Annotated in this window: 16 protein-coding genes and 1 tRNA gene; 9 read left to right on the forward strand and 8 right to left on the reverse strand. The window is 60.8% G+C overall.

Features of this window, described 5'->3' with window-relative positions:
* Window positions 1–9: 9 nt before the first annotated feature.
* Window positions 10–579 (reverse strand): dCTP deaminase, encoded by a 570-nt coding sequence (gene dcd, locus E2K99_RS17885; protein ID WP_039784915.1) that lies wholly within the window; start codon window positions 577–579, stop codon window positions 10–12.
* Window positions 580–700: 121 nt separating this feature from the next.
* Window positions 701–1,522: an enhanced serine sensitivity protein SseB C-terminal domain-containing protein gene (locus tag E2K99_RS17890; protein WP_240733747.1), complete on the reverse strand. Its 822-nt coding sequence runs from the start codon at window positions 1,520–1,522 to the stop codon at window positions 701–703.
* Between the two features lie 67 nt (window positions 1,523–1,589).
* Between E2K99_RS17890 and E2K99_RS17895 the strand changes: the two genes are divergently transcribed.
* Complete coding sequence (locus tag E2K99_RS17895; protein WP_166675079.1) at window positions 1,590–3,092, forward strand: HEAT repeat domain-containing protein; 1,503 nt, start codon at window positions 1,590–1,592, stop codon at window positions 3,090–3,092.
* A gap of 167 nt (window positions 3,093–3,259) precedes the next feature.
* Here the strand turns inward: E2K99_RS17895 and hrpA are convergent, their stop codons facing one another.
* On the reverse strand, window positions 3,260–7,318 hold the full coding sequence (gene hrpA / locus E2K99_RS17900; RefSeq protein ID WP_134223084.1) for an ATP-dependent RNA helicase HrpA: 4,059 nt from the start codon (window positions 7,316–7,318) through the stop codon (window positions 3,260–3,262).
* Window positions 7,319–7,503: 185 nt separating this feature from the next.
* Between hrpA and argA the strand changes: the two genes are divergently transcribed.
* From argA to E2K99_RS17915, 3 genes are all read left to right on the forward strand, one after another.
* Window positions 7,504–8,817, forward strand: coding sequence for an amino-acid N-acetyltransferase (argA, locus tag E2K99_RS17905; protein WP_199725134.1), 1,314 nt, complete (start codon window positions 7,504–7,506; stop codon window positions 8,815–8,817).
* A 97-nt stretch (window positions 8,818–8,914) separates the two neighbouring features.
* Window positions 8,915–9,187 (forward strand): oxidative damage protection protein, encoded by a 273-nt coding sequence (locus tag E2K99_RS17910; RefSeq protein ID WP_008331210.1) that lies wholly within the window; start codon window positions 8,915–8,917, stop codon window positions 9,185–9,187.
* 147 nt (window positions 9,188–9,334) lie between these two features.
* Window positions 9,335–12,088, forward strand: a complete 2,754-nt coding sequence (locus E2K99_RS17915) for a M16 family metallopeptidase (protein WP_134223085.1) — start codon at window positions 9,335–9,337, stop codon at window positions 12,086–12,088.
* Window positions 12,089–12,166: 78 nt separating this feature from the next.
* On the opposite strand, the gene E2K99_RS17920 is transcribed toward E2K99_RS17915, so the two are convergent.
* From E2K99_RS17920 to E2K99_RS17935, 4 genes are all read right to left on the reverse strand, one after another.
* A protein-coding gene (locus E2K99_RS17920) for an IS3 family transposase (protein WP_134220985.1) occupies window positions 12,167–13,518 on the reverse strand; the annotation gives its coding sequence in 2 pieces (ribosomal slippage) (window positions 12,167–13,012 and window positions 13,015–13,518; 1,350 coding nt in all).
* Window positions 13,519–13,620: 102 nt separating this feature from the next.
* Entirely contained in the window at window positions 13,621–14,301 is a 681-nt protein-coding gene (rpiA, locus tag E2K99_RS17925) for a ribose-5-phosphate isomerase RpiA (protein WP_134223086.1), read from the reverse strand.
* Window positions 14,302–14,386: 85 nt separating this feature from the next.
* Complete coding sequence (locus tag E2K99_RS17930; protein ID WP_134223087.1) at window positions 14,387–16,150, reverse strand: cation:proton antiporter; 1,764 nt, start codon at window positions 16,148–16,150, stop codon at window positions 14,387–14,389.
* A 477-nt stretch (window positions 16,151–16,627) separates the two neighbouring features.
* Window positions 16,628–17,140 carry an Lrp/AsnC family transcriptional regulator gene (locus E2K99_RS17935; RefSeq protein ID WP_008331218.1) on the reverse strand — a complete coding sequence of 171 codons (513 nt, stop codon included), beginning with the start codon at window positions 17,138–17,140 and terminating at the stop codon, window positions 16,628–16,630.
* A 202-nt stretch (window positions 17,141–17,342) separates the two neighbouring features.
* Here E2K99_RS17935 and E2K99_RS17940 point away from each other — a divergent pair, with 202 nt between their 5' ends.
* Window positions 17,343–18,485: a branched-chain amino acid ABC transporter substrate-binding protein gene (locus tag E2K99_RS17940; protein WP_039784467.1), complete on the forward strand. Its 1,143-nt coding sequence runs from the start codon at window positions 17,343–17,345 to the stop codon at window positions 18,483–18,485.
* A gap of 212 nt (window positions 18,486–18,697) precedes the next feature.
* Here the strand turns inward: E2K99_RS17940 and E2K99_RS17945 are convergent, their stop codons facing one another.
* Complete coding sequence (locus tag E2K99_RS17945) at window positions 18,698–19,024, reverse strand: plasmid stabilization protein (RefSeq protein WP_134224152.1); 327 nt, start codon at window positions 19,022–19,024, stop codon at window positions 18,698–18,700.
* A gap of 297 nt (window positions 19,025–19,321) precedes the next feature.
* Between E2K99_RS17945 and E2K99_RS17950 the strand changes: the two genes are divergently transcribed.
* The 4 genes from E2K99_RS17950 to E2K99_RS26115 all read left to right on the forward strand — a co-directional run bounded on the left by E2K99_RS17950 (window position 19,322) and on the right by E2K99_RS26115 (window position 22,819).
* Window positions 19,322–19,828, forward strand: coding sequence for a hypothetical protein (locus E2K99_RS17950; protein ID WP_034332872.1), 507 nt, complete (start codon window positions 19,322–19,324; stop codon window positions 19,826–19,828).
* Window positions 19,829–19,946: 118 nt separating this feature from the next.
* Window positions 19,947–20,022 (forward strand) — tRNA-Thr (locus tag E2K99_RS17955).
* A 550-nt stretch (window positions 20,023–20,572) separates the two neighbouring features.
* Window positions 20,573–20,941, forward strand: a complete 369-nt coding sequence (locus E2K99_RS17960) for a helix-turn-helix domain-containing protein (RefSeq protein WP_166675080.1) — start codon at window positions 20,573–20,575, stop codon at window positions 20,939–20,941.
* 291 nt (window positions 20,942–21,232) lie between these two features.
* A complete protein-coding gene (locus E2K99_RS26115) occupies window positions 21,233–22,819 on the forward strand; it encodes a methyl-accepting chemotaxis protein (RefSeq protein ID WP_134223088.1) in 1,587 nt (528 codons plus the stop codon).
* Window positions 22,820–23,189 lie beyond the last annotated feature (370 nt).

Consider the following 23,189-nt stretch of genomic DNA (forward strand, 5'->3'; position numbering starts at 1 on the left):
ATATCGTTTTCAGGTCTTGGGCAAGGTCACGCCATGCTGTCCCTGGTACTTGCCGCCGCGATCCTTGTAGGAGGTCTCGCAGACTTCATCGCTTTCGAAGAAGAGCACCTGGGCGCAGCCTTCACCGGCATAGATCTTGGCCGGCAGCGGCGTGGTATTGGAGAACTCCAGGGTCACGTAGCCTTCCCATTCCGGTTCGAAGGGCGTGACGTTGACGATGATGCCGCAGCGCGCGTAGGTGGACTTGCCCAGGCAGATGGTCAGGACGCTGCGCGGGATGCGGAAGTATTCGACGGTACGCGCCAGGGCGAAGGAGTTGGGGGGGATGATGCAGACATCGCCCTTGAAATCCACGAAGGATTTTTCGTCGAAGTTCTTGGGATCGACGATGGTGGAATTGATGTTGGTGAAGATCTTGAATTCGTTGGCGCAGCGGATATCGTAGCCATAGGACGAGGTGCCGTAGGAAACGATCTTGCTCCCGTCAGCCGCCAGGCGTACCTGCCCGGGCTCGTAGGGTTCGATCATTCCTTCCTGCTCCGCCATGCGGCGGATCCACTTGTCTGACTTGATGGCCATGGTATTCAACGTATTCAAAGAATCCGGCATTTTACGCGAAAACCGGCCCAAGTTGGGCCATCGCGGGCCATCCTGGCACGCCCGGGCCTGCCGCTCTTGCCCGGCAGGCCGGTTGCCCGGACTAGCGTCCTCCGCCGAACAGGGACTTGAAGAAGCCCACGCGTTCGGGTTGGCGGCGTTCATAGAAGGGCTTGGTCTCGGTCAGCATGAAGTCGGCGATGCTGTTGCCGGCCTCCACGCGCAGCATGTCCACCGGTGCATTGGCCGGTCCGTGCTCGGCGATCACGGGCGTGATCTCGCGCATCAGGTGTTCCATGTGGCTGGCGGGAAGATCGACGCCTATCACCAAGGTGGGCTGTGGATCGTGACCAGGGTTGTGCATGAGAGCGAGATAGGCGGCCTTGACCTTGTCGTGGCGGGTGAAGAACGCCGACAGCGCGTCCAGCATCGCCTGCGGCGGCTGATCCGGCACACCCAGCTGCACATTGGCACCGCCCATGTCGCGCGAGGGCGGCACGCCGCCGTTGTCTTGCTGCAGCACATGGGCCACTTCGCCGGGGACGAAGTACTTGGGGAGGGGGCTGTCAGGATAGAGGATGAAAATCGTCCGGCCATCGCCACACATGCGGAAGAGCTCGCGCACCGTCATGCCCAGACAGGAAGCGCCTTCCTCGAAGGCTTGCCCGATTTCCTCCATGGAACTGAACATGGGCAGCATCATCTCGCCGTCTTCGCCGGGCCAGCGCATGATCTGGACCTGCTCGCGGTTGCCGTCGGGCGGCAGGTTGCCGCGCACGAACACGGTGGACTCCAGCAGCATGCGATAGAAGGCGGGACGCGCTTCCGGGTCTTCGTGGGCCCGGCGCAGGGCTTCTTCGAGGGGGGTGACGGCAGGGGAGGATTCGGCTTGCATGGCGCTCTCTTTCTGGTTGTTGGGGTCCATGCCGTACCGTTCCGGCGAACGGCACCAGGCGCACTTTTGAGCAGCCTGCAAATCGAAGGTTCCCATCTTGTGGGATATCGGCGACAATGAACCGATATTTCCAAAAGGAAACAATATGTTCTTCCTGATTGCGCGTTTGCTCAAGGCATGGACCCGCCCCATTCCCGGCCCGACCGGCGAAGGCAGCCGGGACCACCTCCCGCACGCCGACGGTGGCGAGCCTGCCGACTGGGGGCCGCGTGTTTACCTGCCGGGCCACGGAGACATTTCATTGCGCCGCGCCTTGCCCAGAGTCGCCGCCATGGAGAAGCCGGAACTGGTCTGCGAGTGCATCACGCAGCATTCGGGCTATCTGCGCCAAGCCGGCATCGAACGCGCGATGGTGTTGAATGACACGCGCTACCTGCCGCTGCTGGCGGCTCGCCTCAACGATTGGAGCGCTCCGGTACGGCAGGCAGCGCAGCAGGCACTGGCGCATTACCGCAGCACGCATCCTGCGGCCGATTTCGTCCCCGCCCTGGCCGCGTTGCATGGCGCGGCACGCGGGCAGCGCTCGGACCGCGCGTGGATCGCCGCATTCGTGCTAGGGCTTGATGCGGAAGACAGTTCGGATTGGCTGAAGTCTGCGCTGACGTCACGCGATGCGCCCCTGCGGCGCGCAGCGTATGCGCTGGCAATGGATTACCTGCCGCAACGACTGGACGAACTGGTGGCCTTCGGCTTGGGCTCGCGCGATCTGATGCAGGCGCACCGGGCGCTGCTCGCCCTGCCCCGGCTCGATGACGAGCGTCGTCGTGCGCATACACCGTTGGGCCTGCGCTCGCCGTTCGGACAGGTGCGCCAGTTCTCGGTCGACCATGCGCCTGCGCCGTTGCCCCGGGAAACGCTGCTGACGCTGCTGTTCGATCCGATGCCGCGCATCCGGCAGACGGCGGCAGCGCAACTGGCAGCGTTGGGAGAGGATGTGAAGGGCCACGTGCATCAGGCCATCCAGGGTGGACAACTGGCCGCGCGTCCGCTGTGCGCCGCACTGGCGCTGCTGGTGCAGTGGCGGCAGCCGGATGTGGAGAATTTGTTGCGCCACCATGCGGACGATGCGCGCGAACGGGTGCGGCGACAGGCCTTGTTCCTGTGGGCCAGAGTGTTGCCGCAGGAACGCGATGCCGTGGCCTTGCGGGCTCTGCTGGACGCGGCGGGCTCAGTGCGCAAGCTGGCGGTGCAGCTGTGCCGGGATGGCGCCTACATCCGCTTTGAGGATATCGCCACCATGCTGCGTGAGCATGGACATCAGACGGCGGCGCTATCGCTCTGTGCGCGCCATCCCTGGGATATGGTGGCTTGTGTCGTTTTCATTGACAGCCTCGGGGAGCGTCAGCCCTGTCAGGATGAACGCCTGCGCGCCGCGCTGATACCGTGGCTGGGCAATGCGGAGGCTGGATGGACCAGTCCGCAGCCTTGGCATATCGCGCTGATGCAGGAGCGGGATGGGGTGCGGAGGCTGCGGCGGATCATGTCGCCGGGTTGGGATGCGGAGTTGGATGCGTTGCTGAGCGGGTTGATGGAGCGGTGATGGACTGAAGGGCCGATGCAAGTTTCTGGTGTGACGCTGTGTTGACACTGCTTCGCCAGCGAGAGTGTTGCGGGTACCAGCGGCATTTTGGCTCACATCACTTCTGCACTTTCTTCTTTCGCACAACATCCGCCAGGACGAAGAGCAAGCCTCCGTCTGGCTCATCCTCACCGCTGCATGCTCTCCCACACCTTCTGCAACCGCTTCACCGACACCGGCATCGGCGTCTTCAGTTCCTGCGCATAAAGCGACACGCGCAGTTCCTCCAGCATCCAGCGGAACTCGGTCATCTTGGGATCGACCCGGCCGGCGCGGTCCTTCAGGGCGCGCTGGTAGGGCAAGGCCACCGAATTCCACTCTGCCAGCAGCCGCGTATCGCGGGCCGGATCGGCGCGCAGCTTGTCCAGCCGGACGTTGATGGCCTTGAGGTAGCGCGGATAGTGGCTGAGATTTCCGTAGTCCGTTTCCGCCACGAAACGCTTGCCCACCAGTTGCGACAACTGCGCCTGCATATCAGCCGCCGCAGCCGCATGGGCCTTGATACCCTGCAGCTTCTTGGGCAGCGCGTGGTACTCCGCCAGCACCTGGCCGCACAGGCGCGCAATCTCGTTGACCAGCAAACCCAGCCGCGCCTTGCCTTCATCACGGCGGCGGTTGAATTCGTCCGCGTTGCGCGGCAGCGGGTCCTGCAGGAAAGCCCGTTCCAGTCCGGCATTGAGGATCTGCTCACGCAACTCTTCCTGCGAACCCAGCGCCATGAATTGCATGCCCATCTGCTGCAGGCCCGGAATGTTCTTCTCCAGATACTTCAGCTGCTCCTTCATCTGCAAGGCAAACAGCCGACGCAGGCCAGCGTAATGGAAACGCGCCGCCTCGGCCGGATCATCGAAAACTTCCAGATCGCAATGCGTCTTGCGATCCACCAGCGCGGGGAACCCGATCAGCGTCTGTGCCTGCTTGCCGCTGCCACGCGTGATCTCCAGCAGCTCCGGCAATTCACCGAAACTCCAGCTGGTGAGATTGCTGTACTCGCCCACTGAGGCGGGGGCCGCCGGGGCTGCGCTCGGAACGGGCTTGCCGGGTGCAGCAGCGGGCGCGGGTGCGGCACTGTCCTCATCCTCGCGCGGGGCAATGGCCACCTGCTCGGCCAGCTTCTGGAACTGCTGGCGCGCCTGCCCGCCGAATTCGGCCTGCAGGGCAGCGAGATTGCGGCCCATCTCCAGCTGGCGTCCATGCTCGTCGACGATCTTGAAGTTCATCGCATGGTGCGCCGACAGCGTCTCCTGCTTGAAGTCGCTGGGCTTGACCAGAATCGTGATCTGCTCGCGGATGTCGGCAATGATGGCGTCGATCAGGTTGCCCCGGCCGAAGATCTTGCGCTCTTCCATGCGCTCGCAGAAACGCGCAGCGTAATCGGGCAGCGGCACGCAATGGCGGCGCAGCTTCTGCGGCAGGGATTTGAGCAGCAGGTGCACCTTCTCCTTCAACATGCCCGGCACCAGCCAGTCACAGCGGTCCGAGGAGACCTGGTTGAGCGCATACAGAGGCACGGTGAGGGTCACGCCATCGCGCGCCGCACCGGGCTCGAAGTGATAGCTCAAGGCCATGGCGATGCCGGCCACGTTCATGGTCTTGGGGAAAAGCTCGGTGGTCACGCCCGCAGCTTCATGACGCATCAGGTCGTCACGGTTCAGGTACAGCAGCTTGGGATCGGCGGCAGTCGCCTCCTTGTGCCACTTCTCGAAATCGACCCCGTTGCAGATGTCGTGCGGGATCAGCTTGTCGTAGAAACCGATGATCAGTTCATCATCCACCAGCACATCGAGGCGGCGCGATTTGTGTTCCAGGTTCTCGATCTCGCGCACCAGCTTCTGGTTGTGCGCAAAGAACGGCGCGCGCGTCTCGAAGTCGCCACCGACCAGCGCATCGCGGATGAAGATCTCGCGCGCTTCGGCCGGGTTGATCTTGCCGTAGTTGATGCGGCGCTGGCTGTACACCACCAGGCCATAGAGCGTGGCGCGCTCGGAGGCGGTGACCTGGGCGGCACGCTTTTCCCAGCGCGGCTCGCCCCAGGATTTCTTGAGCAGATGGCCGCCGAGTTTTTCCAGCCACTCGGGCTGGATGTTGGCCACGCAGCGCGCATACAGGCGCGCGGTATCGACCAGCTCGGCCGCCATCACCCAGCGGCCGGGCTTCTTGGTCAGGTGCGCACCGGGCCAGATGTTGAACTTGATGCCGCGCGCGCCCAGGTATTGCGCATCGTCTTCGCTCTTGAAACCGACGTTGCCCAGCAAGCCGGTCAGCAGGGCCAGGTGCAGTTGATCGTAGGTGGCCGGGGCTTCGTTGAGGCGCCAGCCTTGTTCCTTGACGATGGTCAGCAGCTGCGAATGGACATCGCGCCATTCACGCAGGCGCAATTGCGAGAGGAAATTCTCGCGGCAATGTTCCTGCAACTGGCGATTCGATTTCTTGTGCGCGATGGCCTCTTCGAACCACTTCCAGATCTTGAGATAGCTGGCAAATTCCGACTTCTCGTCGGCGAATTTCTTGTGGGCGTTGTCGGCGGCATTCTGCGCATCCATGGGCCGGTCGCGCGGGTCCTGCACCGAGACCGCTGCGGCGATGATGAGCAATTCGGTCAGGCAGGCATTGTCGCGGCCGGCCAGGATCATGCGGCCCACGCGCGGGTCCAGCGGCAGGCGGGCCAGCTGCTTGCCCAGCGCCGTCAGGCGATTGACGCCGCCCTGCTCTTCCACCGCACCCAGTTCCTGCAGGAGCTGGTAGCCGTCGGCAATGGCGCGGCCCAGCGGCGGTTCGATGAAGGGGAAGCTCTCCACATCGGTCAGATGCAGCGACTTCATGCGCAGGATGACCGAGGCCAGCGAAGAGCGCAGGATCTCGGGATCGGTGAACTTGGGGCGCTGCAGGAAATCCTGCTCGTCATACAGGCGAATGCACACACCCGCCGCCACCCGGCCGCAACGGCCGGCTCGCTGGTTCGCGGCCGACTGCGCCACCGGTTCGATCTGCAACTGCTCGACCTTGTTGCGGTAGCTGTAACGCTTCACACGGGCCAGACCGGCATCGACCACATAGCGGATGCCCGGCACGGTCAGTGAAGTTTCGGCCACATTGGTCGCCAGCACGATGCGGCGGGCATTGCTGGTCTTGAAGACGCGCTCCTGCTCCTGGGCAGAGAGCCGCGCAAACAGCGGCAGGATCTCCACATGCGGCGGATGATGCCTGCGCAGCGCCTCGGCAGCATCGCGAATCTCGCGCTCGCCCGGCAGGAACACCAGCACGTCACCGGAACCGATGCGCGCCAGTTCGTCCACGGCATCGACCACGGCATCCATCAGGTCGCGCTGTTCGCGGTCCTTCTGGGCCTGGCTGGCGCGGCCTTCGGCGCGTGCGCGGGCCTGTGCCACTTCGGTCGATACGCCGCTGCGGTCGGCATTGTCGATGGGGCGATAGCGGATCTCCACCGGATACAGGCGGCCCGAGACCTCGATCACCGGGGCCGGCACGAGCTCGCCCTTGAGCTCGCGGCCGAAATGGCGGGCGAAGCGGTCGGCATCGATGGTGGCCGAGGTGATGATGATCTTCAGGTCGGGGCGCTTGGGCAGCAACTGCTTCAGGTAGCCCAGCAGGAAATCGATGTTGAGGCTGCGTTCATGCGCCTCGTCGATGATGATGGTGTCGTACTGGCGCAGCAGCGGATCGGTCTGCGTCTCGGCCAGCAGGATGCCGTCGGTCATCAGCTTGATCCACGCGCCCTTGGACAGCGTGTCGTTGAAGCGGACCTTGTAGCCGACCAGCTCGCCCGGCGGCGAATTGAGTTCCTGGGCGATGCGCTTGGCGGTGGAGGAGGCGGCGATACGGCGCGGCTGGGTGTGGCCGATCAGGCCCTTCTCGCCACGGCCCAGCTCCAGGCAGATCTTGGGCAGCTGGGTGGTCTTGCCGGAACCGGTCTCGCCGCTGACGATGATGACCTGATGGGCCCGCAGGGCCTCGGCGATCTCGTGGCGGCGGCCGGAGACCGGCAGCTCTTCGGGGAAAGTGACCGGCGGCAGCGGATTGCGCACGGGCGGCGCGGCATGGACGGCAGGCTCGGCGGCGGTGCGACGCGGACCTCGCTGCTCGCGCGGGCCGCGCGGACGATCTTGTTGCGGGTTCTGCTGCGCCTGGCCGCCGGGAGGAGTGTTGGGTGCTTTGGTAACGGACATGAGGCCGACATTATACCTGCCACCGCCCGCCCGGTCAGGCTGCGTGCGGCTGGACGGCCGATGGTGCAGGTTTGGGGGCGGCTTGCGGGCCGGTTGGCTCCGCTTTGCAACATCCGCGCAATAAATCTGCCCCGATGCGGTCCGCAAGCCTACGGGCCGCCGCGACGCTGGTTATAATGCGCGTCATGGAAAAACAGACCGAATTCGTCAACTGGCTGCGTTCCGTCGCGCCCTATGTCCACGCCTTCCGCGGCAAGACCTTCGTGGTCGCCTTCCCGGGTGAGCTGGTCACGGCCGGCGGCTTGCAGGTGCTGGCCCAGGATCTCTCGCTGCTGCACGCGCTGGGCATCCGCGTGGTGGTGGTGCATGGCTCGCGCCCGCAGGTGGCCGAACAGCTGGCCCTGCGCAATGTCGAGGCGCGCTTCCAGAACGGCTTGCGCGTGACCGACAGCGCCGCCCTCGAGTGCGCCAAGGAAGCCGCAGGCGAACTACGCCTGGACATCGAGGCCGCCTTCAGCCAGGGCCTGCCCAATACCCCCATGGCGCATTCGGCCATCCGCGTGATCTCCGGCAACTTCGTCACCGCCCGCCCGATGGGCGTGATTGATGGCGTGGACCTGCAACTGACCGGCGTGGTGCGCAAGATCGCCGCCGACGTCATCCAGCCCATCATGAATGCAGGCGGCATCGTGCTGCTCTCGCCGCTGGGTTTCTCGCCCACCGGCGAAGCCTTCAACCTGACCATGGAAGACGTGGCCGTGTCCGCCGCCATCGCGCTGCGCGCCGAAAAACTGATCTTCCTGTCTGAAACCCCGCTGATGAAGGATGCCGGCGGCGCTGAAATCCGCGAGCTGTCTTCTCACCAGGCTGAGGCCGTGCTGTCGGCCGGCTTCCTGCCTTCGGATGCGGCCTTCTATCTGGCCAGCGTGGTCAAGGCCTGTAACGCCGGCGTCTCGCGCGCCCACATCGTGCCCTTCTCCACCGATGGCTCGGCCTTGCTGGAACTGTTCACCCACGATGGCGTGGGCACCATGGTCACCTACGAGAACCTGGAAAGCCTGCGCCAGGCCACCATCGAGGACGTCGGCGGCATCCTGAAGCTGATCGAACCGCTGGAAGCCGATGGCACCCTGGTCAAGCGCGGCCGCGAACTGATCGAACGGGAAATCCATTACTTCTCCGTGATCGAGCACGACAATGTCATCTTCGGCTGTGCTGCGCTGTATCCCTTCCCCAAGGAACGCATGGGCGAGATGGCCTGCCTCACCGTCAACCCGGAAGTGCAGGGCCAGGGCGACGGCGACCGTATCCTGAAGCACATCGAAACCCGTGCCCGCGAAGCCGGGCTGACCAAGCTCTTCGTGCTCACCACCCGTACCTCGCACTGGTTCCTGAAGCGCGGCTTCGTGCTGGCCGGTGTCAACGACCTGCCGCAAGATCGCCAGCAGATCTACAACTGGCAGCGCAAGTCGCAGGTATTGATCAAGAATTTGTATTAATCATTTTTCCGTCAGGACGTGAGCAGGCTCAACCGCTGACCCCCATCGCTGGCCCGCCCGTCCCAGGCATTTCAACTTAACGAACCAAGGAATCGACATGGCACGCATGGTCCATTGCATCAAACTGAACAAGGAAGCCGAAGGCCTGGACTTCCCGCCCTATCCGGGCGAGCTGGGCAAGCGCATTTATGAAAGCGTCTCCAAGGAAGCCTGGGCCGCCTGGCTCAAGCACCAGACCATGCTGGTCAACGAAAACCGCCTGATGCTGGCCGACGCCCGCGCCCGCAAGTATCTGGCCGCGCAGATGGAGAAGCACTTCTTCGGCGAAGGCGCTGATGCCGCCGCCGGTTACGTGCCGCCGAGCGAATAAGCTGTCCTGATCGCTTGAGCAAGGCTGCAACGCCGCCCTGGTTCGCCACGGCGGCGTTTGTTTTGGCTGACGCATCGCGGCGGCCGGCTCGTCTACAATGCCGACTCCGAACCCTGATTCCCTACCGACTTCCCGCTGGAGCTCATCTTGTCCCTGCGTCATCTGCGCCTTGCCGTGCTTGCCGTCAGTCTCGGCTTTGCCTTTGTTTCCCCCTGGGCCCACGCGGCCACGGCCAGCGCTGCGCCGACGCTGCCAGCCGGCGTCACGCAAGGCCCCAGCGCCGAGGGCATCAGCGAATACCGCTTTGCCAATGGCTTCAAGCTGCTCCTGCTGCCGGACGATTCCAAGCCCACGGTCACCGTCAACATCACCTACCTGGTCGGCTCGCGCCACGAGAACTATGGCGAGACCGGCATGGCGCACCTGCTGGAACACCTGATGTTCAAGGGCTCGCCGCACAACCCGGCGATCCCGCAGGAATTCAGCAAGCGCGGCATGAACTTCAACGGCACCACCTGGCTGGACCGCACCAACTACTACGAGACCTTCGAGGCCGGCAAGGACAACCTGCAATGGGCGATTGCCATGGAAGCCGACCGCATGGTCAATTCCCGTATCGCGCGCAAGGATCTCGACAGCGAGATGACGGTGGTGCGCAACGAGTTTGAATCCGGCGAGACCTCGCCCTCGCGCGTGATGTTGAAGCGCATGCAGAGCGTGGCCTACGACTGGCACAGCTATGGCCGCAACACCATCGGCGCGCGCAGCGACATCGAGAACGTGCGCATCGAGAACCTGCAAGCCTTCTATCGCACCTACTACCAGCCCGACAACGCGGTGCTGCTCATTGCCGGGAAGTTCGATCCGGCGCAGGTGCTGCAGTGGGTCAACCAGAGCTTCGGCCGCCTGCCCAAGCCCAAGCGCAAGCTGCCTGAATTCTGGACCGTGGAGCCGACCCAGGATGGCGAACGCCAGTTCGCGATTCGCCGCCGCGGCGACCTGCAACTGGTGGCGCTGGGCTACAAGATGCCCTCCGCGCTGCATCCGGATGCCACCGCCCTCTCGTTTGCCAGCGACATCCTGACCGACACGCCCAATGGCCGCCTGCACAAGCTGCTGGTGGAAAAGGGACTGGCCACGCAGGTCTATGCGATGCCGCTGAGCGGCTACGCGCCGGGGCTGCAGATGATCGTGGCGCAGGTCAAGGCAGGCGCTGACATCGAACCGGTCAAGCAGGCCATGATCAGCGCCGTCGAATCCTTCAGCACCGCACCGCCGACCGCCGAGGAACTGGCACGCCTGCGCCGCGAGAGTGCCAACAACTTCGAGACGCTGCAGAACAATCCACAGCAGATGGCAGTGGCGATGTCCAATGCGATTGCACGCGGTGACTGGCGCCTGGTCTTCATCGAACGAGATCTGGAGCAGCGCCTGACCAGCGCTGACATCGCTGCGGCGGCTGGCCGCTACTTCCGCCGCGACAACCGTACGGTCGGTCTCTACCTGCCGGAAGATCATCCACAGCGTGCCGAGGTCCCGCCCGCACCGAGCGTGGAATCCCTGCTGGCGCAATACCAGCCGCGCCCGGCCATCGCCTCGGGCGAAGCCTTCGACCCGGCCCCGGGCAACATCGAACAGCGCACCACACGCGTAGCGCCAGGCCAGCCGCCCCACACCGCACTGAAGCTGGCCCTGCTGCCCAAGCAGTCGCGTGGACAGACGGTGTCGGTGAGCATGAACCTGGAGTTTGGCGATGCTGAGAGCCTGTTCGGCCAGCGTGCGGTCGCCTCGCTGACGGCGGCCATGCTCATGCGCGGCACGCGCGATCTGGATCGCCGCCAGCTGGCCGACGAATTCACGCGCCTGAAGATCAACGGCAACGTCTATCGCTTCCAGACCACGCGCGAGAATCTGGTCCCGGCGTTTGCGCTGGTAGGCGAAGTACTGCGCCATCCGCGCATGGATCCGGCTGAATTCGCGCAGTTGAAGAATGAGACCGTGGCGGCGCTGGAAGCCACGCGCAAGGAGCCGGACGCGCGTGCCGGCGAAGCGCTGCAACTGCACTTCAACCATTACCCGGACGGCGACTGGCGCGCTGCGCAGACGCTGGAACAACGCATCGCTGCCGTGCAGGCGGTGACGCTGGAACAGGTGCAGGCCTTCCATCGCCGCTTCTACGGGGCCTCGCATGGTGAAGTCGCGGTAGTCGGAGACTTCGATGCGGAGGCTGCACGCAAGGCCATCGATGCAGCCTTCGGCGGCTGGACCAGTGCCGCCCCCTATGCGCGCGTGCTGCAGACCTGGGCCGACATCCCGCCCAAGCGCATCCTCATCGATACGCCGGACAAGGAAAACGGTGTCTACCTGGCCCGCCAGAACATCCGCCTGCGCGATGATGATCCCGACTATCCGGCCCTGGCCGTGGCCAATTACCTGCTCGGCGGCTCCAGCCTGAAGTCGCGCCTGGCGGATCGCATCCGCCAGAAGGATGGTTTGTCCTATGGCATCAACAGCGGCTTGCAGGTCGGTGCCATCAGCGATGCAGGCTACTTCAGCGTGCGCGCCATCGCTGCCCCGCAGAACCTGGACAAGGTCGATGCGGCCGTGCGCGAAGAAATCGCCCTGCTCATCAAGGATGGCTTCACCGAAGAAGAACTGCTGCGCGCCAAGTCCGGCATCCTGCAGCAGCGCAACCAGCAGCGCGCCGGGGATGGCGGCATCGCCACCAGCTGGAGTGCGCTGATGAACCTGGACCGCAGCTTCCTGTGGCAACAGCAGCTGGACCTGAAGCTGGCCGACCTGACGCTGGCGCAATTAAATGCGGCCGTGCGCAAGTACATCGATCCGGCGCGCATGACCGTGGTGATTGCTCGGGATGAGGCCAAGGCCGGCCAGCCCTGAGGCATCCGCCTGAAATCATCGAGATGAAAAAAATGCCCGTGTGAACTGACCCCATAAAGTTGGACGGTCAACAGCCGGTTAAGGCCTAAAGGACTGAGTTCTGTATTGCACAGGGCTCAGTCCTTTTAATTTGCTCTTGATGCGGTGGTGGTTGTAGTAGTGCATGTACTTGCGCAACTCGATCTGTAACTGCTCGATGCTGGAGAAGCGAGTCAGGTAAAAACACTCCGACTTGAGCGTGCCGAAGAAGCTTTCCATGGCTGCATTATCCAGGCAATTCCCTCTACGCGACATACTCTGCTTAATACCGTTTTCGGCCAAGGTGCGCCGGTAAGCGTGCATCTGATATTGCCATCCCTGATCCGAGTGCAGCATGGGGCGACGTGTCCCCTTCAAGGTCGAGATTGCCTTCTTGAGCATGCTGTCGACCATCTGGAACTGGGGTGAACGACTCGTCTGATACGACACGATCTCGCCGTTGTACAAGTCCATGACAGGCGACAGATAAAGCTTCTCTCCACCGACTTTGAATTCAGTAACATCCGTTACCCACTTCTCTCCGAACCGCTCTGCCTTGAATTTCCTCTGAAGCAAGTTCTCCACATGAGCGTGCCCAGGGCCGCGATACGACCTGTATTTCTTCGGCCTCACCAGCGACTTCAAGCCCAATTGGCTCATCAGGCGCTGCACCGTCTTGTGATTGATCAGTTGGCCTGCCTGCTTGAGCGTGTCCGTGACGCGGCGGTAGCCATACCTGCCTTTGTGCCGGTCATAGATCTTGCGGATGCGCGATTTCACGGCCGCGTATTTGTCGCCTGCTTCCTGCGCCTTGATCTGGTAATAGAATGTGCTGCGCGCCAATCCGGCCACCTTCAGCAGAACAGGCAACTTGTGGTGTGGCCTCAATTCCTGGACGAGTCGCGCTGCTTTTGCGCAGCCGCTTGCTCTGTCTGAATCAAGGCCCGACGCTTTTTTAGGTAATCAACCTCCGCACGCAGATACTCGATTTCATCGAGCAATTCTTCGCGTGGGCGCATGTCGTCTTTCCTTGTGGGCTTTGCGGGAATCTTGGGCTTCATCATCATTGAGCGTCCTTTCGGCTTCGGCTGCAATCCAGCCAGGCCGTGCTCATGATACAGGCGCTCCCACCGACTGACCGTCCCGCAGCCGCGAAGTCCGTACATAGCCTCCACTTCCCGCTGTGATAACTGATCCTGCTTCATTCGCGTCAATACCGATAGCTTGAACTCGGCACTATAGTGCTCGTGCTTCTTGATCAGTCCCGCTACGCCATGATGTCGGTAGCTCTGGACCCACCGCTGAACTATGCTGTGCTTCAGACCATATTCCTTGGCAAGCCCTCTGGCACTACCTCCCGCTAGATATTTCTGTACCACTTCCTGCTTGAACTTCTCATCGTACTTCGCCATGAAAAACACCCCAAAGGTTGGATTTATGTCCAACTTTTGGGGTGCAGTTCACGTGTCCTGCGACACGGGCATTTTTGTTTTCGACCAAGAAAACGGAGGTTCTCAGAACTCCAGTTTCTTGACGCCTTCGGCCGTCCCCAGCAGGCAGACATTGGCCCCTTGGCGCGCGAAGAGGCCATTGGTGACCACGCCGACGATGTTGTTGATCTTGTCTTCGATGTCGGCCGGATCGGTGATGGCCAGCCTCAGCACGTCGATGATGTAGCAGCCGTTGTCGGTAACCAGCGGCTCGCCGTCGCCATTCTTGTTCAGGCGCAGGCGCGGCTCGCCGCCCAGTGCGGCCAGCTTGCGGGCCACCACGGCGTGCGACATCGGGATCACTTCCACCGGCAGCGGGAAAGTACCCAGCACATCAACCAGCTTGGAACCATCGGCGATGCACACGAACTTCTGCGCCACGGATGCCACGATCTTCTCGCGCGTGAGTGCAGCGCCGCCGCCCTTGATCATGGCACCGCTGCCATTGATTTCATCGGCACCGTCGATATAGACCGGCATGGTCTCGACCTCGTTGAGATCGAACACGGTGATGCCATGCGAACGCAGGCGCTCGGCAGTCGCTTCGGAGGACGCCACGGCGCCCTTGATGCGGTGCTTGATCTTGCCCAGTTCATCGATGAAGAAATTGGCCGTGGAGCCGGTGCCCACGCCGATGATTTCGCCGTCGACCACGTAGTCGATGGCGGCCTTGGCCACGGCTTGCTTGAGTTCGTCTTGAGTCATGATGGTTCAGTTCAACGTAAATAAAACCGGGAGCGTTCCCTTTTTGGCAACGCAAAAAATTCTCACCTTGCAGGATCGGCAATGCTCAATGCACGTCATCCGGCTGTTCATCCAGGGTCTCGAAGAGCGCGATCTGCAGGCGCGAATGCAGCTTGACCAGCTTGCTCCAGAGCAACCACAGCAGCCCGGCGGCCCCGGCCAGCACGAAGGCCAGCAGGTTCAGCGGCGGCAGGATACTGGCACTCAGCACGAAGATCAGCAGCATGATGCCCACGATGGACATGATGGGCAAGATCTCCGAGACGATCTTGCGCACGCCCGAAGTATACGCTCCCGCGAACTCGGGCTTGACACTGACCTCTGCCAGCAGCATCGACAGCGCCTGCAGCTTGCGGTAAGTGGCGATCAGGAAGGGCAAGGAAATCACCAGCGCGCACCCCCAGATGATGGCCTTCTGCACCTCCGGATCGGGCGTCCACGCCGAGAGCTGACGCGAGAGGCCATCGACGAAGAAGGCCCCTGCCAGGAACACCGCAATCACCAGCGCCAAGTTCACCATCACCTGCATCAGGATACGGCGGATGATGCGCGTGAGTTCGGCGCGGTCGCCCGTTGGCTGCAGGCTTTCCAGCCAGCGCGAGTACATGCCCAGCAGGCCCGAGACGCGCGCCGGCACCAGCGTGACCGCCTTGGCCGAGAGCGGGTCGGCGGCCTTGATGAGGTAAGGGGTGAGCAGCGCCGTCACCGCCGAGACCGCCACCACGATGGGATAGAGGAAATCGCTGGTGACCTTCAGACTCTGGCCAAGTGCGGCGATGATGAAGGAGAACTCGCCGATCTGCGCCAGGCCCATGCCCACGCGCATCGGCGTGCGGCCGCCCTGCCCGGCCACGAAGGTGCCCAGGCCGCAGCTGATGAGTTTGCCGAAGACCACGGCCAGCGTGATGATGGTGATCGGCATCCAGTACTTGACCAGCACGTTGGGATCGAACAGCAGGCCGATGGCCACGAAGAAGATGGCCGAGAACATGTCGCGGATCGGTTCCACCAGGCGCTCGATGCGGTGCAGCTGGCGCGATTCGGCCATGACCGCGCCGACCAGGAAGGCGCCCAGGGCCACGCTGTATTGCAGCTTCATCACCAGCAGGCAGAAGCCGAACAGCACGCCCAGCACAGCCACCAGCAGCATCTCGTTGCTCTTGAAGCGGGCGATGAAACTGAGCAGGCGCGGCACCGCGAGAATACCGACCACCAGCGAGACCGTCATGAACAGCACCAGCTTGCCCACCGTCGTAAAGACTTCTGTGGAATCCACCGAGCCGCTGGTGGCCACACCGGAGAGCAGCGCGATCATGCCGATGGCGAGGATGTCTTCCACGATCAGGATGCCGAAGATGATCTGCGCGAACTTTTCGTTCTTCATGCCCAGTTCATTCAAGGCCTTGACGATGATGGTCGTGGAGGACACGGCCAGCATCGCACCCAGGAAGATGGCGTCCATGCGCTTCCAGCCGAAGTAGAGGCCGATCTCGTAGCCGATCCAGATCATCAGGAGGATCTCGGCCGCGGCCGCGATGAAGGCGGTGGCACCGACCTTGGCCAGTTTCTTCAGGCTGAATTCCAGCCCCAGCGAGAACAGCAGGAAGATCACCCCGAGCTCCGACAGAATGTGCACGGTCTTCTCATCCTGGATCAGGTCATAGGGCGGCGTATGCGGGCCGATGATCACGCCGGCCACGATGTAGCCCAGCACCACCGGCTGCTTCAGCTTGTTGAAGACGACGGTGACAATGCCGGCAATGAGCATGATGATGGCCATGTCCTGGATGAATAACTCGACTTCGTGCATCGTGCGGGATTTCCTTTCTGTGTTCTGCAGCGTGCTGCAGGAGTGGCTGGATGGCTTCGCAGAACCTGCGGCACCGGGCAAGGCTGCGCCCTGCGGCATGGGCCGCGGACGGTGGATGATAGGGATTGCGGGTACTGCTGGCGGGCCGGCCACACGGGCCCGGCGCTGGGTGCTGATCTGTGTCCGCTCTTGTTGCTGATGACCACGGTACTGCTTCAGCGAAGACGCAGTGGCGGGAGGAGCTCTTCATCGCACACTGCGGGATGCCCCCGAAAATAACACAACTGACAACCGCACTGCAATGCAAAGTACGTGCCTGCCCTGCCGTGCGAACACTCCTGCACAACGGGATCGCCGGCCAGCAAAATGAAAAAGTTAGTAAATCCGGGGGCCGTCCGAGGGATGGACGCCCCGAAATCTAACAAAACGCAATGGATGAGCTTGGCCGCCAACCCCGCGCGGGCAGGCGGCAAGCGTTCAGCCGGGCACGCGCACCTGTACTTCGACCGCCTTTTCATCGAAGGCGATGCGGGTGGTGAACTTGGCCCGCTTCATCGGGAAGCGCGACTGGAAGTGGCGCACATTGCCCGAGCCCGAGATCACACGTCTGACGAACTGATAGTAGGCATCCATGTCGATGACGTGGACCGCCAGGAAATAATCGTATTCGCCGGAGACGAAATAGCACTGCATCACCTCGGCCTCCTTTGCCATGCGCTGCTCGAAGTCCTGCATGTGCTGGTCGGACTGGTTGTTCAGCGAGATCTCGAGGAAGGCCAGCATGCCGTAGCCGAGTGCGAAGGGATCGACCATGGCCACCTCGGCGCTGATGATGCCGGCCTCGCGCAGTTCGCGGATGCGGCGCAGGCAGGTCGGTTGCGAGATGTGCAGTTTTTCAGCCAGAACGCGCGTGGAGATCTGGTTGTCCTTCTGCAGCATGTTGAGCAGTTTGCGATCCACCTTGTCGAGGGTGTGAAGTTTGGCAGCCATGGGACAGAGTCGAGGATGATGGTTCAGGCCGGCCATTCAAAAATTGCTTGGCTTGGCCGATTCTTATGTTGTACCGTCGCATTATTCAGAAAGTCGGGGACGAAAGCAAAGCAGCACGCCTGGTCACCGCAACAAGGATCTGAATAACTGTGTTGTGAGACAAAACATTAAAAGTGGTCAATCCAATCTACAGAGGAGTGTTATGAAATTCAAGAGCGCCATTATTCCATTAACTGCCGCCATCGGTCTGGCATTCGCAGGCGCCGCGCATGCCCAGGAAGTCGTCAAGATCGCCCACGTGGGCCCGCTCTCCGGCCCCAACGCCCACATGGGCAAGGACAACGAGAACGGCGCGCGCATGGCCGTCGAAGAACTGAACGCCAAGGGTTTCACCATTGGCGGCAAGAAGGTCAAGTTCGAACTGCTGGGTGAAGACGATGCTTCCGATCCCAAGCAAGCCACTGCGGTCGCTACCAAGCTGGTCGACCAGAAGGTCGCCGCCGTGATCGGCCACCTGAACTCCGGCACCACCATTCCGGCCTCCAAGATCTACAGCGATGCCGGCATCCCGCAAGTGTCCCCCTCGGCCACCAATCCGAAGTATACCCAGCAAGGCTTCAAGACCACCTTCCGCGTGGTCGCCAACGATGCGCAGCTGGGCGCCGCACTGGGCAAGTATGCCGTGCAGAAGCTGGGCACCAAGCAGATCGCCGTGATCGATGACCGTACCGCCTATGGTCAAGGCGTGGCAGAAGAATTCGCCAAGGGCGCCAAGGCGGCCGGCGGTACCATCGTCGGCACCCAGTTCACCAATGACAAGGCCACCGACTTCAACGCCATCCTGACCTCGCTCAAGGGCAAGAAGCCGGATGTGATCTTCTTCGGCGGCATGGACGCCGTGGGCGGCCCGATGCTGCGCCAGATGAAGCAGCTGGGCATCGGCGCCAAGTTCATGGGCGGCGACGGCATCTGTACCGGCTCCCTGCCGGGCCTGGCCGGTGATGGCCTGGGCGAAGACCAGGTGATCTGTGCCGAAGCCGGTGGCGTGGACGCTTCCGGCAAGAAGGGCATGGATGACTTCCGCGCAGCCTACAAGAAGAAGTTCGGCATCGACGTGGTCTACAACGCAGCCTATGCCTACGATGCCACCATGACCGTGGCTGACGCCATGGCCAAGGCCGGCTCCGCCGATCCCAAGAAGTACCTGCCCGAACTGGCCAAGATCAGCCACAAGGGTGTGACCGGTGTGATCGCCTTCGATGCCAAGGGCGATGTCAAGGATGGTTCGCTGACCCTGTACACCTACAAGGGTGGCCAGCGTACCGTGCTGGCGGTGACCAAGTAAGATCGGTCGCCCTGCCCTGCGGGCTGGCTTGTGGGCTGGTCTTCAGGGTCGGTAAAAAATGCAGCGCCCCCGATGCAGATCGGGGGCGTTGTCGTTTGGCGGCCTGCTCGCGCATATTTTTTTATTGTTTACGCTTTACGCTGGTTTACTTAGTTTTTGAACAGGGCATTGCGGGCGGTTTTTTAGTTTTTTCGTGACGTTGCCATTTCCATTTATCGGGAAAGCGCCTTTTCCAATGCAGCCTTGTTCATCGACGAACGCCCCTTGATACCGCGCGCTGCCGCTTCCGCATACAACTGCTTGAACGTGCGGCCGCCAGATCCGGCATGAGAGCGCAGGCCGCCCCGTCGAGAGGGTGACATATCTTGGGTGGACGTCTTGCTGGCCGTCCTGGCTTCGCCTTGCCGGGCGCGTTCCTTGTTGACGGTACGCGCGGCGATTTCCTCAGCGCGTCGGGTGCCCGCGCCTCGCTCTACGGCAGCGGACTTGATGTGTTCATACTGGCGTTCACGTTTCTTGCTCCACGCGGTCTGCGGCATGATGGCCTCCTCTGCGGTTGCGCCAGCCGGTGACATTCTGCACGGACTGGCTAGGGATACGATCAGTGCTGATGGATCGATGTTGCGCTCGCCTATGCCGCCCTTGCATCCCGCTTCGTCTGAAAACGCTGTAAGACTGATGGAGGTCTCGGTCAGCCTCCTGCTCGCCGATGCCCGCAGCGCGCGGCCGCAGCCGATATTGATTCCCCGTGGCAACAAACAACGATGATCCGTGGTGACAACCTTTATGCGGCTCATCAGTCCAATCGCTCATCACAAAACGGACGGGAGGAATCAATGAAACAGATCACGGCGGTCTTTGGTGTAGTGCATGCGGTGATCGCGCTGTTGTTTGCGCTGGGTGCCCTGGCGCTGATCGCCATTGCGGCGAGCATGGGTTACGAGGCGGTGAGCGAAGGCCTGGGGCTGCCGCAGGCCCAGGCGCTGATCGAGGCCATCGGCATCCTGGCGGCTGCGGTGGTGGCATTCCAGATTGCCGAGACCATTACGGAGGAAGAGGTGGTGCGCGACGCCAACATCAGCGCGCCGACGCGGGTGCGGCGCTTCCTGTCACGGTTTTTCGTGGTGGTGATCGTGGCGCTGGCTATCGAGGGACTGGTGATGACCTTCCGTGCCGCGCATGAGGAAGCGGCGGACATGATCTATGCTGCCGCCCTGCTGGTCGGGACGGGTGTCTTGCTGGCGGCGTGGGGGTGTTTCATTTATTGCAACCGCTCGGCTGAGGAATTGGAGCCGGATGCCATGGAAGAGGCCAAGGAAGAGGACAAGAAGATTGATGGCTGAGCGCTATGTTGTCGGACTAGTGCAGGGCTGGCGGGCCTGCACTAGGGGGCAGAAAGCTGAAAATTTCTGGCCGGGGTGTGGAAGAAGCGGAAAGAACCCGTTATAATCGCGGACTTTTGCTGATGTAGCTCAGTTGGTAGAGCAACTGATTCGTAATCAGTAGGTCGACGGTTCGATTCCGCCCATCAGCACCAATAGAATCAAGCACTTAAGCCAACTCTTCGGAGTTGGCTTTTTTGTTTTCCAGGCGCATGTAAGCACCATGTAACCAAAATTGGTCAATACCAATCAATATCGCGCTCCCATTCCGATGGTGCCAGTTTCGTTGGAACTGGAACGCACTGCCACCTAGACAACAGCTCGAAGACGCAATTGGACATTACATTCCATCAATGCACATATATCTGCTCAAGCTTGACAGCAACGCAGATGCGGTGAATGCGGGGGCAACAAATAGGACAACGATTGCCATTCCCCGTTTAATAAACCGGAGGCACTCTCTTATTTGGAAGTGTGGATTGTCGACGCCAACGACCGGGGACGGTTCAATTCGGTGTTGAGGTTGGCGCCGATATCGCCGCGCGACAAAGTAGTGTGGCTGCGCTATCAAACGCTGATTTAGCCGCTCGTGTTGATTTGCATTGAAAACTGACCCAGTTTCCCCGGAAATTTGCATCCTAAGTTGACCCATGTTTAGACCACAATCCTGCTCATGACATCGAGCGGGAGAACGGAGTGATAGACGTGGCCCTACTTGGAATCATTCGACGCTGGTACATCAGAGATCGCGTCTCGATCCGGGAAATCGCCCGCAGGTTGGACATTTCCCGAAACACGGTTCGTCGCTACATTCGATCAGAGGCGATCGAACCTTCCTATGCCAGCAGGCATTCACCGAGCTCTTTGGATGCATATGCCCCCAGGCTTTCCGCGTGGCTGAGCTCAGAGTTGGTCAAATCCCGTAAGCAAAGACGGACCCTGAAACAGATGTTCCTGGAGTTAAGGGAGCTTGGTTATGAGGGGTCGTATGACCGTGTGGCGGCCTTTAGCAGGCACTGGAAGGCGGGTCAGTTAGAGAGGGTCAAATCGGCGAGCAAATCAACAATTTATTAATTGTCCTTAGGATCCTAAAGCACGCTACCCGGGTTAGAAAATTATTTTTTAATTCCGCAGGCTCGACGAAAGCTCCGACTCTGAAAAGAGTGGGAGCTTTTGATTTTATAGAGTGCAAATTCTTACGAAATGTCAGGTTCCCGTTTCGAAAGAAGATTAGATTTTAATCATCGACTAGATGTTTTTTTCAGAGGGTATCGGAAGGCCGATTAGTCTCACCGTCAAATTATTCGGATGATCCAAGAGCCTAAGATTTTTTATTTAACTGCAAATTGACTGTGAAAGTATGTGATGAAATTATCGAATATGAAGGTGGCCAATCGGCTCTATCTTGGATTTGGTTTGTTATTGCTGATGTCGATAGGCTTGACCATTTTCAGCTTCACTCGGCTGGCAGCGCTCAACTCGGACGTCAGATTTCTGGTGGATGACCGTTATGCGAAGACGCTGCTCGTAGATGCTATCGGCAAGGATGTCAATGTCATCGCGCGCGCGGTACGCAACGTTGCGCTGACCACGGATGAAGCTGTTAGAACGGCGGAATTGGAACGAATCAGCAAGGCACGCAAGGCCATTGCAGAACGGGAGGCTAAGCTTGATGGCATGATCACCACGGAGGCAGGAAAGAAATTCCTCGTGGCAGTCCAGGCATCTAGTCAAAACTATTATGAGGAGCAGCAGAAGCTGCTCAACATGCTAGCCTCAGGCGACACTGAGAACGGGCGCAGGATGTTCTTTGGTTCGGTACGTGCCAAGCAGAATGCCATGTTCACCGCACTACAAGAGTTCTCTGACTATCAGCGTGCTTTGATGGACCAGACTGTAGCAACCAGTCAAGAGACTTACCACACAGCGACGACGATGCTCGTGATCGTTGGAATGCTATCGGTCTTGGTGAGTTTGGTTGCAACCATGGTGATTTCGCGCAGCGTCACGGGACAGTTAGGTGGTGAACCCACCTACGCAATGAATATCGCGAGCGACATTGCTGGCGGCAACCTGGATCGCCCAATTTCGCTTCGCGAGGGCGATAGCAGCAGTCTACTGGCCTCAATGGGCAGCATGCGTGATCGTCTAGCCGATATCGTAGGCGAGGTGCGCGCGGGGACAGATACAATCGCGACGGCCTCTGATCAGATTGCCAGGGGCAATCTGGATCTTTCGTCCCGAACCGAAGAGCAGGCAAGCTCATTGGAGGAGACGGCGTCTGCAATGGAAGAATTAACCGCCACCGTCAAACAGAATGCCGACAATGCTGTACAGGCAAATGAGCTGGCCTCTGCTGCGTCCGAAATCGCCGTCTCAGGCGGGAAAGTGGTGGGGGAAGTGGTCGACACGATGAATGCGATCAATGAATCGTCTAAGGAAATTACAAATATCGTCACCGTAATCGATGCAATCGCTTTCCAGACAAATATCCTCGCTCTGAATGCGGCGGTAGAAGCCGCCCGCGCGGGCGAGCAAGGTCGCGGATTTGCCGTGGTCGCAAGCGAGGTACGAACCTTGGCTCAACGTTCTGCTACCGCCGCAAAGGAGGTTAAGCAACTCATCGAGCATTCGGTGGGACAGGTGCAAAAAGGCAGCAAACTGGTGGCACAAGCAGGGGAAACGATGACTAATATCGTTGGAAGCGTAGCGCGCGTTACTGATATCGTGAGCGAGATTTCCTCGGCCAGCCGGGAGCAGAGCGAAGGGATCGAGCAAATCAACCTTGCGGTCACACAGATGGATGAAGTGACGCAACAAAATGCAGCGCTAGTCGAGGAAGCCGCGGCTGCAGCGCAATCCATGCAGGATCAAGCGGAAAAACTCTCTCGTACGGTCAGCATCTTCCGATTGCCCGCCCGCACGCACACCCTATCTCTCGCCGCAAGTTGATGCTGGGCCGCACCGCCTCTACTCTTGAAAAATCTCTCCCGTGAAGTCTCCGGCAACGGCGTCCCTGCCTGCACGCACAGAGCTGATGTCGTACTCTAAGCACAGCTGGGGACAGGTGTGCCGGCGTCTCCCTGCTTGAGAATGGCGATGATTCAGCTTTCTGAAATACGTGACTTCTTACTTCCTCGATTCAATATTGAAAAAACCTACTTTCAAAGCCGCTTAATTTCCCGGCGGATTTGATTCGTCCACTGGCCATTTTTACTCTGGGCGCATAGACCACCAGTACCAAGCCACAGAATTGATTCCCTCGTCGATATAACCAAAGGTCGCGAATGAGATGCGTCACCGGACGATCGCCTTCCTGGCA

It is taken from the genome of Herbaspirillum huttiense, assembly GCF_004367745.1.
GTDB classification, from domain to species: domain Bacteria; phylum Pseudomonadota; class Gammaproteobacteria; order Burkholderiales; family Burkholderiaceae_D; genus Herbaspirillum; species Herbaspirillum huttiense.